The sequence below is a fragment of the Mesotoga sp. H07pep.5.4 genome (assembly GCF_003664935.1).
GTDB classification, from domain to species: domain Bacteria; phylum Thermotogota; class Thermotogae; order Petrotogales; family Kosmotogaceae; genus Mesotoga; species Mesotoga prima.
In genome coordinates this window covers 1-16,953 of record NZ_JFHM01000017.1, presented here as the reverse complement: position 1 = coordinate 16,953, position 16,953 = coordinate 1, and the positions used below count along the sequence as shown (strand labels likewise).

The following is a 16,953-nucleotide window of genomic DNA, read 5'->3' as shown; positions in this document are numbered from 1 at the left end:
TGTTTTGATGTAAAAGAGGCATGTCATCGTTTTGGTAGGTTTGGTATCGTTTTTTACGGTTGCGCTTGCAGGACCTGGACTTTGGAAGATTCCCGAAGGCGAGTTTACCGTTGATGGTGGCCCGGGACTTTGGAAGATTCCCGAAGGTTATTGATTTTCAACATCGATTTTTTCATGGGTAAAGGGAGGTTAGTTTGATGAAAAAGATGATCGCAATTCTTTTGATAGGTTTGGTATCGTTTGGTACGGTTGCGCTTGCAGGGCCTGGGCTTTGGAAGATTCCCGAAGGCGAGTTTACCGTTGATGGTGGCCCGGGACTTTGGAAGATTCCTGAAGGTTATTGATTTTATAGCTACAGCTCTTTCGACTTATTTGAAGAGTTCGGAGATTATTGAACGCCATAGTACAGTTATTTCTTTTTCTTGTATGCTTATTTCTTTGTGCTGAGCAAATCTTATAAACCTAGAGAGGAGACCTTTTGAGATTAATTGGTCGCCTTTTTCTTCTAGGTACTCCAGAGCTTTCTCCTTTGTAATCGCTTTTCTGTATGGTCTGTCGGTCGTCAGTGCATCGAATACGTCTGCTACTGCAACTATTTGAACGAGCTTGTGAATTTCGTCTCCCTTCAAACCGTCGGGGTAGCCCTTTCCGTCTATTCTTTCGTGATGATGTCTGACTATATCTCTTATTGCTATAGGAAAGTTCAAATCCCGCAAGTAACGCTCGCCGTACACGGGATGATTCATTATCTCCGTGAATTCCTCTTCAGTCAACTTTGACGGCTTGTTCAACAAGTCGAATGGTATGTCGACCTTGCCGTAATCGTGCAGCATTGCACCTATTGATAGATTGAACAGATCTATCTTTTCTAGTTCAAGCTCTTTACCAAACTCGTAGCATATCTTCAGAACTCTAAGTGTATGAAGAGCGGTATAGCTATCCTTGAGCCTGAGCTCTCTGATGAGCTGAGTGAAAACTGCCGAAATACTTCCAAAGAGATTATTTACGAAATCTTTAAGATGTGGCGACGTTGTACTGTAAAGTGTAAGCGTCTCGAAAGCGCCAACAGAGTTTTCAAGTGCTCGGAAATGTTCTCCCTTGGCTTGCATTATCGAAGCCTCGAGAATAAGCGTCTCCCCTCGGATATAGTTTGTAAGGGATTCGTCCGGAAGAGATTTCAGAAGATTTAGATAGTTTTGTGCCTTAGAGATATTGCCAATCTTCACGTAGAAATGCCCCAGAAAAATGTAAGATACTGCGATATCCGTCCATTCCCCATGAGAACGAATTAGGGATTCAAGTTGATCGGCAACGGCAGTTGCTCTTGCGAGGTTACTCATCTGCAGCAGGATCTTGAGATTTATCATGAGTCTGTATCCGTTTATGGAAACTACGTTGCAGCTTTCCGTCTTGTCAAGAAGCTTAAGAGCTTCTTTGAACATGTTCTTAGAGTAAAGATAATCAATCATATTCAGCTGTACCATCAGAGCTCTTACCGGCGAACCGGCAAGTTCCTTAGCCTTCTCGTAGAACCTCAACGGATTGCCGCCAGTTCGGAGCTGAGTTGATACAAGACCAAGATCGTTGTAATACTCAAAGCGCTTCTGAACTGGAACATACTTTTCGAGCTTCATAAGTTCTTCGAAGAGAAGTAGTGTTTCTTCACCGAAGCCCATTTCGAACGAGGTCATCATATGGAGTATCTTCAGATTAATCTCTTGCTCCCTTTCGCATTCTCTGGCAATATGATCTACCGCAAGCTTCGACACAAGGTACGCTATCTTGTCTTCGGAATTCCTGGCATAAAAATAGGACAGCGAATACACTCCTTCGGCCAGAAGCTTGAGATCTGTACCAGAGGAATCAAATTCCCTCGCCTCATCAAACGTACTAGAGTAAGCAAAATCGAGAGCCAGAAGCATTCCAATCTCTTCTCTAGAAAGGTCTTCTTGCTCATAAATGGATCTCAGCTCTGATCTGAAATCCTCGGGATTGTCATAATTAAATCTTAAGGCCAGACCGCAAATTCTAGAATTCTTCAAATCCAACTCCTCTTTCCCCCCATTATTCTATCATGGCGAAGGCTATCTGGTAAAATCAAAAGTGTGGTGCTTTGAGCCATCGGGAGCTTTCAAAAGAGTTGTGTATTTTCACTCCGAAGACAATGTTTTCAATGCAGGAGTTCTGGGGATTGTTGGCTTTCTCATCCTATATCGGGGCCAGAAGATTCCTGTCCAGATGATCCGTTTCTATAAGGAGGTGCCTAAACGATAGAAGTAATAAGGTTACTGGCTAAAGCATTGGATGAAAACTGTTATGTGGTCAGGGAGGACGAAAGAATAACTATAATTGATCCGGGTTATGGCGTTTCCACAGAACTGGCAGCTTTTGAAGACAAGAAACATCTAAGAGCATTGCTTACTCACGGACATGCAGATCACATTTTTGATCTTGACCAGATTGAAACAGATGAAATCATAATTCACCCCATGGACAAGCCAATGTTACTGGATGCCGAAAAAAGCTTTCTCAATTTATTCGGGAAGAATGCTCTCCTCCTTGGTGGAAAGAAGGTGTTATCTACTGAAGTTCTCCGTGATCGTTGGAAATGCCTTCATACTCCAGGCCACACAGAAGGCTCTTGCTGCTTTCTTTTCGACGAAAGATTCTTGTTCTCAGGAGACACCGTGTTTTCTGCTTCTGTCGGAAGAACAGATCTGCCTGGAGGCGACCATGATCAAATGACGAGCAGCATAAATCGACTCAAAGAGCTTTTCACTAAAATGCCTGATTTAATAGTTTTCCCGGGACATGGCCGGCAGACAACTGCTAGAATTATCTTGAGAGAAAATCCATTCTTTATGTAGGCAATTCTTTCCTGAAGTTTCTGGACTTCAGCCGGTGAAGCAATGCGTCTTGCTTCTTCCAGTAGCTTTTCTTTAAGAAACCTGCCTCTTCTCTTTCTCCTCTAAGAATAGAGGTCATCTTCCTTGCAATCTTCCAGCTTTTTTCAAAGGCCTGTTTCGTTAGATCTGCCTCAGTTGTTTTCCCCCTGCTTAACAACAAGTCCTGTTCAAAAGGAAGACAGTATTCTTTCCATAACTCTGCGGCTTTAGAATCTCTCAATATGGCAAGTCGGTTGAAGATCTCCCAGTTTCCCCAGTAGTTCAAGCCACTTTCCCCTTCTCCAAATGATAAGCTTGATTCTTGACTGTTGAACCAAACTGGCTTATATATTGAAAGGCACGGCAGACTGCTATTTGTGACCCACACCTCTATCTTATCTCCAATAGCTACAACCATGGAAGCGGTTGTTTGAGAAGTTACAACTCCTGCCCCGGCATGCATGCAAATATTTTTCATCGAGCTCTGATGTCTTCTGTCATTGTGGTCTCTAAGGATCTCGAAACATCTTTCGATATTCATTTCTTTCTCTTCAATTAGCTCTCTCATCCTTTTAAGCCTGATTTCGGCACCCGAGAACTTCCTGAATAATCTCCTTTCATATGAACCGGCAAAATCGAATTCCTTAGCTGGATTATGCCATTTTCGATCTTGTGAATTACTGACAACCTGAGGATGCATTTCGTCGATCTCCGTTTCAATAGTGAGGCAATTCGAAATCGCCGCTGATCCATAAACCCTTTTGGTTACCCAAAATCGATCGGAAGTCTCAACAATCCACGCATTCTCTCGATCTGCAACCAGAAATGAATTGTGATAATAGAGCGTTTTCGTGAAACCCCCGTTGCTTCCCTGACCGTATTTCTCAAGAATTCCGATTATTATTCTTACAGCGTGCTCTGCATTTTCAGATCTCTCAAGCGCAATCCTCAGTATGTCCATTCCAAGAAGACCATCTCTTCGCACTCTCTCTTTGGTGAAGACCGCTTCATTACCGATAACTACTCCCTTGTCATTTACTCCCATTTCGCCGCCCCACATCCATGAAGGTTTAGAAATGAGAATTGCGTTGGTCTCACTTACCTGATCCACTTTTTGGTTTGTCGTGAAGAGTTCGTCGGGATTGTTTGATGAGCGAGGAAAGAAGTATACGGCCTGAGGTTCGTTTGGCTCTCGATCACTGTTCTTTCCAAACAGGGTAATACCGTCCGGAGTTGAACTTCCAAGTACTACAAAAGTATCGCACATAATCTCAGCTTCTTAAGGGCTCTTAAAAAGATACCACAGCTGCCCGAAATACTCATGAATGGACGCCAGATTAGCATCTAAAGCTCCCTGATTAGGAAGGAAATCAACAAAACTAAGTTTTGTGTGATCGTATAAATAGTCTGTAGGAAAGGGTGTTACTCTCAAACCGAACTTCTCAAATGAAGTGACCGCTCTCTTCATGTGAACCGCCGAAGTAACAAGCACTATGCTGGACCAGTTGAACTGACTGCATATGTCGGCAGAATATCTTGCGTTTTCCCAGGTTGTCTGAGCCATCGGTTCAACGATAACTTTGGATGATGCAACACCACGATCCAAAAGCCAGTCCCTCATAAGTTCTGAAACGGCCACAGTGGATCTGCCAGGCATAAACGATCCTGTCACAATTATGGGCAGCTTCGTCTGTAGATGAAGAGAGTAGGCTTTAGATAATCTGGCGACAGAGTGATTGTCGAGTACCTGACCTTCAGGAGAGATAATTATCCCGCTGCTCAAGACCACTATGGCCTGACCGCTCACGTTATTTGGCGCAGTATATGCCCTTTCCAAAGGCTGAAGATATAGGTGAGTTCCAAAGCCCGTAGAGAGAAGATATGCGAAGAAACACAGAATAATCATGACTACTCCAGAGATCTTTGTGCGTCGTTCTTCGCTTTTCTTAATAAGAATCACTGCAATTATAAGAAAGATTAGGATGAATAGTCCCGGTGGTGTAAGAATAGCTGAAGCGGATTTCTCAAGATACAGCAATGCCGTCACCTTCTTTCGCCTTTTCCTCCAAGTGCAGCCATTATACCCCGAAGATTGTCAGTAATTATAATGTCTACTTCACCCCTGATCTTAATAAGCAATGCGGGATCGTTTAATGTCCAGAGTGCGACCTTAACTCCTTTGGCTCTTACAAATCTAATCAAACTCATTCCCAACTCGAAGCCGATCTCGTCAAACAGTTGAACCGGCAGATTTATCGAATATGGGTGGTATGCTAGAAGCTCTTCGAAATACTCGACAGGATTCTTTCCTCTCGCGTCTTCTCCGATGAGGAGCCCAATCTTCGCCTTTTCATCCTTCTCCTTCACCTTTCTGAGACACTCATGCCAAAACGAAGAAAAGAGTGTTCTATCTATTGCGTTGAAGCTTTTCACCAAAGGTACAACAAGATCAGCCGCTAGAGGATCCTTTATTTCAACATCGATGAAGGACTCCTCCGGAAGCTCAAGATAGACTCTTTCCAGAGTAGTAATGCCATCAGGTCTTACAAGTTTCATCTTTCTTAGAGATCTAAAAGTGGTATCCTTTATCTCTACATCAACACCCAGTGTTCGTTTCAAACTGGAATCATGATTGACAACCAGGACTCCATCTTTCGAAAGCTGCACGTCTAGTTCAACTCCATCTGCTCCAACCTGAACTGCTCTGATCAATGAAAGAAGTGAGTTTTCACCTTCTCCGGTTCCCATACCCCTATGTCCAAGAATCAAAGGCCTGAAATTCATAAGAACCTCCATTTCGATAATGATCACATAATCGAAAGCACTAACAAGGACTCAATGTAAGCTGTCTGTTATTTCGTTTCATCTGCGGTAACTGCATATACTCACAATTATAGCAGCATACTTTGTCTGTTCAGGAGAATTCGTTAATATGAAAACTCTCTTCAAAAGAAGAATGGAAATTATGGGGCAGATCAGGATAAACATGATCAGAAACCCAATACCACTTTGCATAGACGGCAGTTTTTGTATTACTAACACTGTATCGCAATATGTTTTGAAAAAAACTTCAAAACGTTGACAAAGAGAATCATTCTCAATTAGAATATTAGTATCGTGCCATATTCGATCTAAATGATCGAGAATATGACGAGATAAAAGGTGGCGTGAAAAATGGATACATTGAAACTGGAAGAAAAATGGCTTCAGGAAACTCTTCCAGAAGGAATCGTTTATCCATCTTCAACAGTTATCAGTGGACCTGGTGGATCTGGGAAACCGTTAGTTGAATATGCGTTTGTTGCCTCTTGGTTGAAAGCTGGCGGTTCAGTAATCAGCATCCCTCTGCAATACCCGACAATGGAAATGGGGAAGACTGCGTTAAAGGATCTATATAGGGTTGATCTGAACGATTACGAAAACCACGTTTCTTATATTCAGTTTGAGCCGGATATGGACAAACATGAAGAAATCGGGAAAAACACAATAAAAGCTAATCTGTTAAAGCCTGAGGTGTGGAAGTCGGCTGTCGAAACAGCAAACAATATGCTTGAACCGAGTGAACTAGGCACTCTAGTTTTTGGATCAGCCTTAAACCTACTTCTGTTTTCTCCAACCTATAGACAGGGGATGCTAAATTATATAACAGATGTTATTAAGAGTGACAAAAGCAAATCATACATGTTTTCCGTCAGTACAAGTGCCTTTGCAGACGAAATCAAACAGTGGGAAGAGGCAGCGGATAATTTGATGTTTACCAGAATGGAAGACGACATGAGCTTGTTCTTTAGCGTCTGCAGGATGAAAGAAGTACCCTTTTCAACGGAAGAAGTAAAGGTCCCCATTTCGGAAAAGCAACTGGATAAAATCAAAGAGATAGCGCATGCCACTCGCAGCAAAATCATTCCTAAACTAAGCAGAATTTGACGAGTGATTAGTATATTTTCTTAGGCGTTAATCATGATTGTTTCATAACTGATATTGACGCAGTACTATCCATTGGAGACCACTAAGAAGCTTAAGAGCAATGTACTTCATGGGACCGGATTTGAGACAGATCATTGTGTGATAGAAGTTGTATGGAGGCGATACCTTGGAAAGAATTTTCGAACATCCGTTAATCTCTTTCAAGAGAGGCGAGATTATCACTTTTTTCTTTGAAGGAAGAGAACTCTCGGCATATACTGGAGAGACTATTGCCGCAGCACTTCATGCAAATGGGATAAAAGACTTAAGGTACAGCCCGATAAGAAATCGACCCCAAGGTCTTTTCTGTGCGATTGGGAAGTGTTCGTCATGCTTGATGGAAGTTGACGGTAAACCCAACGTTCGAACTTGCATAACACCCGTAAAACCTGGCATGATCGTTAGAAGACAGCACGGTAAGGGTGAGATTAGTGAGTAATCTGGATCTTCTTGTCATAGGCGGTGGACCGGCCGGCCTTTCGAGCGCAATTGAAGCTGCCAAGAACGGACTTACGGTTCTAGTTGTAGACGAGGGGGTTTCCTCCGGCGGTCAACTGGTTAAACAGACACATAAATTCTTTGGGAATGAGAGTTTTTTTGCTTCGGTGAGAGGCTTCGAAATAAGCAGAAGGCTTACTGAACAATTGAATTCCCTGGACTCAGCTAAGCTTCAAAACGAGAGCTCCGTTGTCGCAATTTATCCTGATGGAATACTTGTCCATGATATGAAAAATGATCACACTTCACTTTTGAAACCAAAGAAGATCATCCTCGCAACAGGTGCATCGGAGAGGTTTATTCAATTTGAAAACAATGATCTACCTGGTGTCTATGGAGCCGGTGCCGTTCAAACTCTCATGAATCAGTTCGGAATTCTCCCCGGAAGAAGTGTGCTTATGATTGGATCGGGAAATATCGGACTCATAGTCTCTTATCAGCTGCTTCAGGCAGGTGTAGAGGTTAAAGCGATACTTGAGGCTTCAAATCGGATAGGAGGTTACCAGGTACACGCTGACAAGGTGAGAAGAGTGGGAATTCCAATTCTGCTGCAGCATACAATTTTGAGAGCGATTGGAGAGGAGTCCGTGAGGGGAGCTGTCATTTCCAAACTTGATGAAAGATGGAGCCCGATTTCGGGAACGGAGAGGGAACTTGTCGTTGACACGATCTGCATCGCAGTGGGACTTTTACCATCAATAGAACTAGCAGCTCAGGCCGGCTGCGAAATGAAGTATGTCCAAGAACTTGGAGGTTATGTCCCTCTCAGAGACGAGGACATGAGAACATCGATAGATGACATATTTATAGCAGGTGATGCTGCCGGGATTGAAGAAGCAACTACGGCCATGATTGAAGGGCAAATTGCAGGTTTAGCAGTGGTGAGTGACCTCACCAAGAATAGCATTCAAGAGAGATTGAAGTATCTTAAGGATACTCTCAGGAAATTCAGAAGCGGTCCTACTTCTTCAAAGACAAGAGCCGGTCTCTCTAAACTTGGAAGCAAGTTTGAGGAAGTGTCATTCACAAATGGTAATCAAAATGATTTCACCAAGTATACGGGTAAGATGCGACCATTAATTGAATGCTTCGAAGCAATTCCCTGTAATCCTTGTGAAACAAGTTGCCCGGCTGGTGCCATAAGCATCGGTGATAATATCAACAGTAGACCGATCATAGATTATTCAAAGTGTACTGGATGTGGCATCTGTGCAACTACTTGTCCGGGGCTTGCCATTTTCATGTTTAGAGAGAACAAGGATGGCACGTGTTCTGTTGGAATTCCTTACGAATTCCTTCCACTTCCTGCTGAGGGACAATATGTAACAGCTCTGGGAAGAAATGGAGAGACAATTTGCAAGGCGAAGGTAGAAAAAGTGGTCAAATCGGCGAACAAAACAAATCTTGTCTATATAAGCGTTCCCCGCGAGTATGCTTCAGATGTCCGACATATCTTGGTGCCCTCCAAAGAATCAGGGGCTATGGTCTGTCGGTGTGAAGAAGTAACGGTTGATCAAGTAAGAAAGGCAATTAAAGATGGTTATACAGACTTTGAAGAGCTGAGGCGATACCTGAGAATCGGTATGGGGCCATGTGGTGGGAGAACTTGCAGGCTAAACACCCTCATGATTCTGTCAGAGGAAACCGGGGTACCTGTCGAAAGACTTTCTCCAGGTGTCTTCAGGCCGCCCTCAATACCGGTTAGTTTCAAAGCACTTGGTGAAGGCAGAGTTGATGGTTATGAGGAGTAAATACAAAGTAGTGATAATAGGAGGGGGAATCGTCGGAACGGCGACTGCCTTCTATCTTGCGAAGAGCGGCTTGAATGATGTTGTTGTTATTGAAAAAGAGTATCTTTCGTCGGGTTCAACTGGACGGTGTGGGGGTGGAATAAGGCAACAGTGGTCTGAAAAGTCGAATGTGAGACTCGCAATTAGAAGCGTCAAACACTTCAAGGAATTCCAAAAGGAAGTAGGATTTGATATTGAGTACTTTCAGGGTGGATATTTGCTTCTTGCATACACAGACGAAGAGGTTTCTCTCTTTGAAAAGAATACCAAGATGCAACGGGAAGAGGGACTAGATGTCTTAATGCTTTCGGCAAAAGAAACCGCAAAGAGATTTCCGCTGATAGATTTAAAAGGTATAAAGGCTGCCGCTTACTGTCCAAGTGATGGTCATGCCAATCCTCACTTAACAACTTTTGCTTACGCACACGCCGCCAAAGCGATGGGAGTTGATTTTTCAACTTACACAACCGCGCTGAGAATCTTAACTCAAAACGAAAGAATAACCGGTGTAGTAACCGACAAGGGGAAAATTGAAGCTGAAATCGTTGTTAACGCTGCCGGTGGATATTCCCGAGAGGTAGGGGCAATGGCTGGCATTGATCTGCCAACAGAATCTTATAAACACCAGATATTTGTTACAGAACCGCTGGAACATATGCTAGATCCGCTTGTCATAAGTTTTGAGAACAATTTCTACATAAGACAGACAAAGTCTGGAAATTTCATTATGGGTCAGGGTAGCAAGGACGAACTTCCTGGTCACAATATCGAGCCGACTTGGACCTTCATTTCGGAAATGACTAAGAAAATGCCAGGGATTTTCCCATTTCTCAGGAACGTTAGAGTGCTTAGACACTGGGCCGGTCTTTATAATATGTCTCCTGACGCGAGGCCCATAATTGACCGATCCAAAGATTTAGAGAATTTCTTCTATGCAGTCGGATTCTCAGGACATGGATTTATGCTGGCCCCAGCAGTAGGAGAGGCAGTTGCCGAGTGGATCATATACGGCGAGCCAAGGAGCGCCGATCTTTCAGATCTCAGCCTTGAGAGATTTGAACATGGCATCACCAAAGAAAGAAACGTAGTGTAGGAGGTAATTTCTATGTTTGATGTTACGGATTTCCAGATAATTCCACCATTCAAGAATGAACCATATATCGACCCTTCAGATCCAGAAGTAAGATCCCAGATGATGTTAGCTTTTGAAAGAATTCGTTCTCATGAAAGAAACTACGACTTGTTTATTGGAGGAAGATATCTTTCGACTGAATCCAAAATAGTCTCGAAAAATCCTGCAGATCCCGATGAAGTAGTAGGAACGGTTTCAAAAGCTACTAGAGAGATCGTTGACAAAGCGATTGATGCTGCTTATTTCGCTTTCAAGAGCTGGAGCCGAATGCCTGCTTCAGAAAGAGTAGTCCCTTTTCTGAAAGCTGCGCAAATAATGAGAGATCGACGATACGAATTAGATGCTACGATGATTCTTGAGGTGGGCAAGAGCTGGATAGAAGCCGACGCAGATCTAGCCGAAGCCATCGATTTTCTAGAATACTACTCTCGTGAAGCGCTTAGATATGGACAATCTCAGCCCGTTGTTCAAATTCCCGGCGAATACAATGAGCTCAGATATATTCCTCTTGGTGTCGGCGTGGTAATCCCACCCTGGAATTTCCCCAGTGCAATAATGGCCGGTATGACAACTGCGGCCGCAGTATCCGGAAACTGTGTTTTGCTTAAGCCAGCATCTGATGCTCCGGTTATCGCCGCAAAGTTCGTAGACATTTTAAGGGAAGCAGGACTTCCAGATGGTGTGGTCAACTATGTACCAGGTTCAGGTAGTGAAATTGGCGATTATCTTGTTGAACACCCTTTGACCAGGTTCGTATCATTCACTGGCTCCAAAGAGGTCGGATTGAGAATCAACGAGTTGGCTGCGAAACATCAAAAGGGCCAGAAATGGATAAAGAGAGTGATACTCGAGATGGGCGGCAAGGACTGTGTAGTGGTAGATGAAACGGCAGACACCGATGCCGCGTCGACTGGAGCTGTAGCCAGTGCGTTTGGTTTTCAGGGGCAGAAATGCTCTGCAGGATCACGGATCATCGTTGTTCGAGAAGTCTATGACGAGATGGTTAAGCTGGTGAAGCAGAAAACGGAAGCTCTAACCATTGGAGATACAACCGATCCCAACATTTACATGGGGCCGGTTATAAACGAAAGTGCTGTGTCAAAGATACTCCGCTACATTGAACTGGGAAAGAAGGAAAGCAAGCTTATAACTGGCGGTAATCGTTTGAAACGCAGGGGATATTTCATAGAACCTACTGTATTTGCCGACGCATCACCAACAGCAGCAATTGCACAGGAAGAGATATTTGGGCCTGTAACCGCCATAATAGAGGCGCGCGATTTCGACCATGCGATAGCAATCGCCAACGGTACTGAATATGGTCTAACTGGAGCCTTCTACAGCAAGAGAAGAGACAGAATTGAAAAGGCAAAGACAGAGATTCACGTTGGAAATCTCTACTTCAACAGAAAGTGTACCGGAGCGCTTGTGGGCGTCCAGCCATTTGGAGGGTTTAATCTGTCCGGCACTGATTCTAAAGCGGGCGGAAGAGATTACTTACTACTTTTCCTTCAGGGAAAATCCATCAGTGAGAAGATACTTTAGATTCGACTGTAGAAAAAAAGGTCTCCCGTAAGGGAGACCTTTTTCATCTAACTTCACGTCTTATTCTGCAACTCTCTTAACCGAAATAGTTCCACTTAGATGAATAGTGATAGTTGAATCCGAAGGTGCTTCATAGTCGTAAATCGCAAACCAATCTAAATCTTCGGCCGTTCCACCGTTGATTATTTCTAGTATCATGTCTAGTGCAGCGGATTCGCCAGAATGCAACCTGAAAGTGTTTTCACCGGGATAAATTAAACCGCTGAAAAGCTTGTGATCGCTTATTGAATCAGGATCGTTGAAAAAAGCCAGAAATTCTTCTTCTGAATGTCTCTCTCTGAAGACATAGAAGTCAATGTCAATAGAGTTTTCCGAATCAGGGTTCTCTGGTACCCATTCTACTCTAGCTTTGATCTCCATACCGGTAATCACGAAGTTATCTGGAAGATTTAACTGGGTTCCTTTTTCGGCCTCTTGGATTATCTCGTCGAGCGATGGGACTGTCTCAGTTCCGAAAGCAAAACCAGATAACGGCAATATACTCCCGGGGAGTTCAAATTCGATGGGTTCTATCAATCCTTCGCCAACTGGGATCGGCAGCGAAATCACGTATAGGCAAGAACTCCCCAGAAAAATAATCAAAATAACCGACAAAAAAAGTAAGAGCCTTTTCATCTTGGACTTCTCCTCCCTCTCTTCATTCCAAAAGAACACTCGAAAACGGTCATTCAATAATGGAATTGATTTCTTTTACTATCTCTTCGGTAAGTTTATCCTTTACGTCCAAAGCCTTTAGGTTATCTCTCAGCTGTTGAACCTTGCTGACTCCGAGTATTATTGAACTGACGTTTTCATTCTTCAAAATCCAGGCAAGTGCAAGCTGAGCAAGCTCAGTGTCGAGTTTCTTCGCAACGGCGGCAAGTCTTTCCACCTTTTTCAGATTCTCACTCGAAAAGAGCTTGTTCTCTTCCAGATGCTTCTTCAAGCCAGGAAACTTTGCCAATCTACTGTCTTCCGGGATTCCTTTGTTGTATTTACCTGTCAGAAGCCCGCTCGCCAGGGGACTCCAGACGGTAAGCCCTAACCCATACTTCTCGTAAATCGGTCGATACTCCGACTCTACTCTTTCCCTCACAAACATGTTATACTGCGGCTGCTCGACAACCGGGTGAATTGCATTCAGCCTGTCGGCTACTTTATGGGCTTCTTCGAGCTCTTTGGAGCTCCATTCAGATGTTCCCCAGTAGAAAGCGAGACCATTTCTTACGATGTAATCCATCCCAAGGACGATTTCCTCCATTGGAACCTCCGGATCTGGCCTGTGAGCAAACAGAATGTCAACATAATTCAACTGGAGTCGTTTCAGAGAATTCCAGGTTCCTTCAAGTAGATGCTTTCTTGAGAGTCCCTTTTGATTTGGTTTGTTTCCTCCCCAAAAGATCTTCGTTGAAACAACTACTTCTTCCCGCTTGAATTCCTTCAGAATTTCGCCCATCATCGACTCTGCCATTCCGCTGGCATATGCTTCAGCAGTGTCGAAGAAGTTTATTCCAGCTCTGTACGCCTCTCTCATCGCCTCTCTTGCATTGTCTATATCTAGCTGAGCCCCAAAGGTAAGCCATGAACCAAGACTTAACTCACTGACAAGAAGGCCACTTTTACCAACTTTGCGATATTCCATCCAAATCATACCTCCCTTTTTAATTCCGATATAGATTGTTTTAATTATATCATCATAAGAATCGTCACGAGAGTTATTATACTTATGTATTTAAACGACAAATCTGTTTACAGGATGGATTTTCTTTTTTCTCTGATAAACTTGGTATGAAAGAAAATCGAAGATGCCTATTTCTGTTGGAAAGAGAAAGCTTAAGTACCAGCTTTGGGATTTCCGAAGTACAAGGTTGATCTATCCTGCTCATTCAACTTCTGTGTGGTCATTTGGCCACAACAGGATATAAGTGTTGGAATCGATGGAAATTCGAACGAATGGCGGAAGATCTTTTCCGAAGATCAGTAATGGAATTTGGTGCTTGCGCTCATTCAAAATCTATATAGTTCTCAGAAATCACTAATGAGAGTTGAGGGATTTTTTTGCTGTATGTGCAAAACTCTCGATTTACTTTAGTTGTAACTGATTGAAGTAATGTAATGGCTGCCAAGGGAGGCGGAATGACACTTTTATGAATACCTTCTGATGGTCGTCAGTCTTTGGAGGTGACTCGTAGTTGATACTCAATGTTGTTCTGATTGCACTTGTGATTCTGCTTGCAGCGTTTATTCTCATGTCCAGGCGAAAGACCAGCTTCAGGACAGAATCGATAATTCACAAAGTGGAGAGAATCTCGGAACTGAGTACTGCGAGGATGACAACGCTTCTGATTTTCGAACCTGAGCGGGAAAGCCTTGTTCCCGGAACATTTCAGCGATTTATTTTCATTGTTCCCTTTCAGGTAAGGGGTTATGTAGACCTAAGAAAGTTGAAAGAGGATTCAATCGAAATCCATGAAGGTGAAGCAAGAAGGATTAAGCTGATCCTGCCTTCTCCAAGACTCGAAGTTACAATTCCTCAGAGTAAGATTCCCGATATTAGGGTAATCAACCAGAGTGGTGTTTTGACAAGGATCTTTGGAAACAAAGATATGTTGAAGATTTTTCAGTTTTACAGCGACAAAATAGAAAAGCAGGCACTTCAGAACGCCTCAGAAATGGGAGTTGAAGAGACATCTAGAGAAAGCGCAAGAAACTTCTTCCACGGTCTCTTCCTCGGAATGGGGTTTGACGAAGTTGTTGTTCTGTTTGAGCAGGATAACTCATTAGAAACTAATGTGGAAATTGAGAAAGCTGGCAATCAAAGAAAGGAGAGTAATTAATATAAACTTTACTCGTAGTCCTTTGGATCACTATCAGCAGATATATTGAAAGAAGGCAATCGTGAGAAAGGAGGAGAAATAATGAAGAGATGGATGATATATCTACTCATTGCCGCAGTTGCCGTGGCAATCGTTCTGATTATTGCACTTCCCGCGCTCCTAAACAAAGAACCGAAACTGCAGTTTCCAGTTCATGTAGTGAATCAGGGCGAGAAGCTATCTGCAAATCTGAAGCCGTTCGTTATCGATGAAAAAATCGATGAAGTAGTTCTTGAACTGGTAGAAGGTCCCGGCACAATATCCGGTTTTTCCTATGTATTCGAACCAGGCTTCTCCTATGAGGGAGAAGTTCGTGTAAGTATAAGGGCAACCGACAAGAAGGGAAAGAGTTCTCAGCAAGAAATGCTGATAAACGTAGTTAGAGTGAACCGCCCACCGGAAATAGACACTTCTCCTATCGTAGTTCGCGAAGGTGAAACAGTGACTATCGACTTGAACTCGCTAGCAGTTGATCCAGATGGTGAAGAACTTGAATTCTCCGTTCAAGGCCCAGGGGAGCTTCACGGAAGTGCTTACATTTACTCTCCAGGCTACAGTGATTCCGGTAAGACGGTTTTGAGAGTACTGGCGAAGGATCCAAATGGAAACGAAACAGCACGAGATATCGAACTTGAAGTAATCGATGTCAACGCCCCGCCTGTTTTGCAGCTCGAGAATCAGATCGTTAATGAAGGAGAGGTTCTCTCGGTTGATATTTCTTCAAAGGTAGTCGATGAAGATAACGACAAAGTGGTCCTTTCTCTAGAAGAAGGCCCGGGAGAGATTACGGAAGGAGTGTTCACTTACGAGCCATCATACTCGGATTCCGGAACTGAAACCGTTAGAATCAAGGCATCAGACGGCTCGGGTAACGATGTCTTTTCAAGCTTCGAAATCCTCGTAATAGACGTGAACCGCCCGCCAAAGTCCTTGCTTAGCGACATGAACGTGAATGAAGGAGAGTCCCTTTCTTTCGATTTGCTTTCCAGGGTTGTCGATCCAGATGGAGATAACGTGACCTTCAGCCTAGAGGGACCTGGAGAGATCGTTGACGGATCTTACATATACAATCCAGATTACTCAAATGCAGGGGACAAATCGGTCGTATTAATTCTCGAAGATGAAAAAGGAGCAACAAACACGGCTTCTTTTATGGTTAGAGTCAATGATGTCAACAGACCTCCTCAAATATCTATTCCCGATCAATCGGTAAAAGAGGGAGAGCAGTTGAAAATATACCTGAAGGGTTTCATTTTCGATCCCGATGGAGATGAGGTCACCTTCGAAATCGCAGACGGACCGGGCTTCATTGAGGATGACCATTATCTATTCACTCCTGACTTCGATTCCGAAGGAATACATGAAGTGACACTAACGGCAAAAGATAACAAAGGACTTGAAAGCGTAGGGTTCTTCAAAGTCACGGTAGAAAACGTAAACAGATCGCCCGTAACGTTATCACCTTCGATAAACACCAGTATCATGGAAAGCTTCACTCTTGACCTCGATCTGGGAAGTCTTTTCGTTGACCCTGATGGGGATGATCTTCAATTCGAAGTGGAAGGCTATGGTATAGTCGTCGACAACAGCTATCAATACTCTCCAGGGTACAACGACAAGGGAGAAAAGGTTGCAACTGTAACTGCCACAGATCCTTACGGACTGTCAGATAGCTTGGTGATCAGAATCGATGTCAAAGACAGGAATAGAAACCCAGAATCGTCAATAGAAGAGATGAAAACCTCGATACATGAAGGCTCTTCCTTGAAAATCGATCTTCGACCCCTGTTCTCAGACCCAGACGGAGACGAATTGATATACAGTCTCAGTGGTATCGGAGAGATTGAGGGCAGTAACTACTCGTACTCACCGGGCTATGACGAGGCGGGGGAGAAAAACGTTATTGTTACGGCCTCCGATAACAACGGAGGAAGTCTTTCTCTACCAATAATCATATCTGTAATAGATGTCAACAGACCTCCTCAAATATCTATTCCAGATCAATCGGTAAAAGAGGGAGAGCAGTTGAAAATATACCTGAAGGGTTTCATTTTCGATCCCGATGGAGATGAGGTCACCTTCGAAATCGCAGACGGACCGGGCTTCATTGAGGATGACCATTATCTATTCACTCCTGACTTCGATTCCGAAGGAATACATGAAGTGACACTAACGGCAAAAGATAACAAAGGACTTGAAAGCGTAGGGTTCTTCAAAGTCAC

At 43.5% G+C, this 16,953-nt stretch carries 16 protein-coding genes; 10 read left to right on the top strand and 6 right to left on the bottom strand.

The genetic code is table 11. From position 1 onward, the window contains the following. Positions 1-31 precede the first annotated feature (31 nt). Both Y696_RS14330 and Y696_RS14080 read left to right on the top strand, forming a co-directional pair. On the top strand, positions 32-154 hold the full coding sequence (locus Y696_RS14330; protein WP_259459921.1) for a hypothetical protein: 123 nt from the start codon (positions 32-34) through the stop codon (positions 152-154). A 43-nt stretch (positions 155-197) separates the two neighbouring features. Continuing rightward, positions 198-344, top strand: coding sequence for a hypothetical protein (locus Y696_RS14080; protein ID WP_006487741.1), 147 nt, complete (start codon positions 198-200; stop codon positions 342-344). Positions 345-368: 24 nt separating this feature from the next. On the opposite strand, the gene Y696_RS10205 is transcribed toward Y696_RS14080, so the two are convergent. Next, positions 369-2,042, bottom strand: a complete 1,674-nt coding sequence (locus tag Y696_RS10205; RefSeq protein ID WP_259459920.1) for an HD-GYP domain-containing protein — start codon at positions 2,040-2,042, stop codon at positions 369-371. Positions 2,043-2,300: 258 nt separating this feature from the next. On the opposite strand from Y696_RS10205, the gene Y696_RS10200 reads away from it, so the two are divergent. Then, on the top strand, positions 2,301-2,867 hold the full coding sequence (locus Y696_RS10200) for an MBL fold metallo-hydrolase (protein WP_099772821.1): 567 nt from the start codon (positions 2,301-2,303) through the stop codon (positions 2,865-2,867). On the opposite strand, the gene Y696_RS10195 is transcribed toward Y696_RS10200, so the two are convergent. The 3 genes from Y696_RS10195 to Y696_RS10185 are packed head-to-tail and all read right to left on the bottom strand — an operon-like array spanning position 2,860 to position 5,669. Then, the gene (locus Y696_RS10195) at positions 2,860-4,152 is read right to left on the bottom strand and encodes a carcinine hydrolase/isopenicillin-N N-acyltransferase family protein (protein ID WP_121510426.1); all 1,293 of its coding nucleotides are present in this window, start codon (positions 4,150-4,152) and stop codon (positions 2,860-2,862) included. The genes Y696_RS10200 and Y696_RS10195 overlap by 8 nt on opposite strands. Positions 4,153-4,164: 12 nt before the next feature. After that, positions 4,165-4,932 (bottom strand): YdcF family protein, encoded by a 768-nt coding sequence (locus tag Y696_RS10190; RefSeq protein WP_041928229.1) that lies wholly within the window; start codon positions 4,930-4,932, stop codon positions 4,165-4,167. After that, positions 4,929-5,669: a glycerophosphodiester phosphodiesterase family protein gene (locus Y696_RS10185; protein ID WP_259459919.1), complete on the bottom strand. Its 741-nt coding sequence runs from the start codon at positions 5,667-5,669 to the stop codon at positions 4,929-4,931. The genes Y696_RS10190 and Y696_RS10185 overlap by 4 nt, the downstream gene beginning before the upstream one ends. 390 nt (positions 5,670-6,059) lie before the next feature. On the opposite strand from Y696_RS10185, the gene Y696_RS10180 reads away from it, so the two are divergent. The 5 genes from Y696_RS10180 (at position 6,060) to pruA (ending at position 11,816) form a co-directional block, all read left to right on the top strand. Continuing rightward, a complete protein-coding gene (locus tag Y696_RS10180) occupies positions 6,060-6,812 on the top strand; it encodes a hypothetical protein (protein WP_121510425.1) in 753 nt (250 codons plus the stop codon). A 166-nt stretch (positions 6,813-6,978) separates the two neighbouring features. Further along, positions 6,979-7,290 carry a (2Fe-2S)-binding protein gene (locus tag Y696_RS10175; protein WP_014731561.1) on the top strand — a complete coding sequence of 104 codons (312 nt, stop codon included), beginning with the start codon at positions 6,979-6,981 and terminating at the stop codon, positions 7,288-7,290. Beyond that, on the top strand, positions 7,283-9,100 hold the full coding sequence (locus Y696_RS10170) for an FAD-dependent oxidoreductase (RefSeq protein ID WP_121510424.1): 1,818 nt from the start codon (positions 7,283-7,285) through the stop codon (positions 9,098-9,100). Before Y696_RS10175 ends, Y696_RS10170 begins: the two co-directional genes overlap by 8 nt. Continuing rightward, positions 9,084-10,232, top strand: a complete 1,149-nt coding sequence (locus tag Y696_RS10165; RefSeq protein ID WP_121510423.1) for an FAD-binding oxidoreductase — start codon at positions 9,084-9,086, stop codon at positions 10,230-10,232. Before Y696_RS10170 ends, Y696_RS10165 begins: the two co-directional genes overlap by 17 nt. Before the next feature lie 12 nt (positions 10,233-10,244). Continuing rightward, positions 10,245-11,816, top strand: coding sequence for an L-glutamate gamma-semialdehyde dehydrogenase (gene pruA, locus Y696_RS10160; RefSeq protein ID WP_014731558.1), 1,572 nt, complete (start codon positions 10,245-10,247; stop codon positions 11,814-11,816). A gap of 60 nt (positions 11,817-11,876) precedes the next feature. Here the strand turns inward: pruA and Y696_RS10155 are convergent, their stop codons facing one another. Next, positions 11,877-12,491, bottom strand: coding sequence for a hypothetical protein (locus Y696_RS10155; protein ID WP_121510422.1), 615 nt, complete (start codon positions 12,489-12,491; stop codon positions 11,877-11,879). Between the two features lie 49 nt (positions 12,492-12,540). Continuing rightward, complete coding sequence (locus Y696_RS10150; protein ID WP_121510421.1) at positions 12,541-13,497, bottom strand: aldo/keto reductase; 957 nt, start codon at positions 13,495-13,497, stop codon at positions 12,541-12,543. Positions 13,498-14,047: 550 nt separating this feature from the next. Here Y696_RS10150 and Y696_RS10145 point away from each other — a divergent pair. Together Y696_RS10145 and Y696_RS10140 are read left to right on the top strand one after the other, a co-directional pair. Continuing rightward, positions 14,048-14,692, top strand: coding sequence for a DUF4230 domain-containing protein (locus tag Y696_RS10145; RefSeq protein WP_121510420.1), 645 nt, complete (start codon positions 14,048-14,050; stop codon positions 14,690-14,692). Positions 14,693-14,773: 81 nt separating this feature from the next. Then, positions 14,774-16,953, top strand: a 2,180-nt coding sequence (locus Y696_RS10140; protein ID WP_121510419.1) for an Ig-like domain-containing protein, incomplete at its 3' end; no start/stop codon positions are given.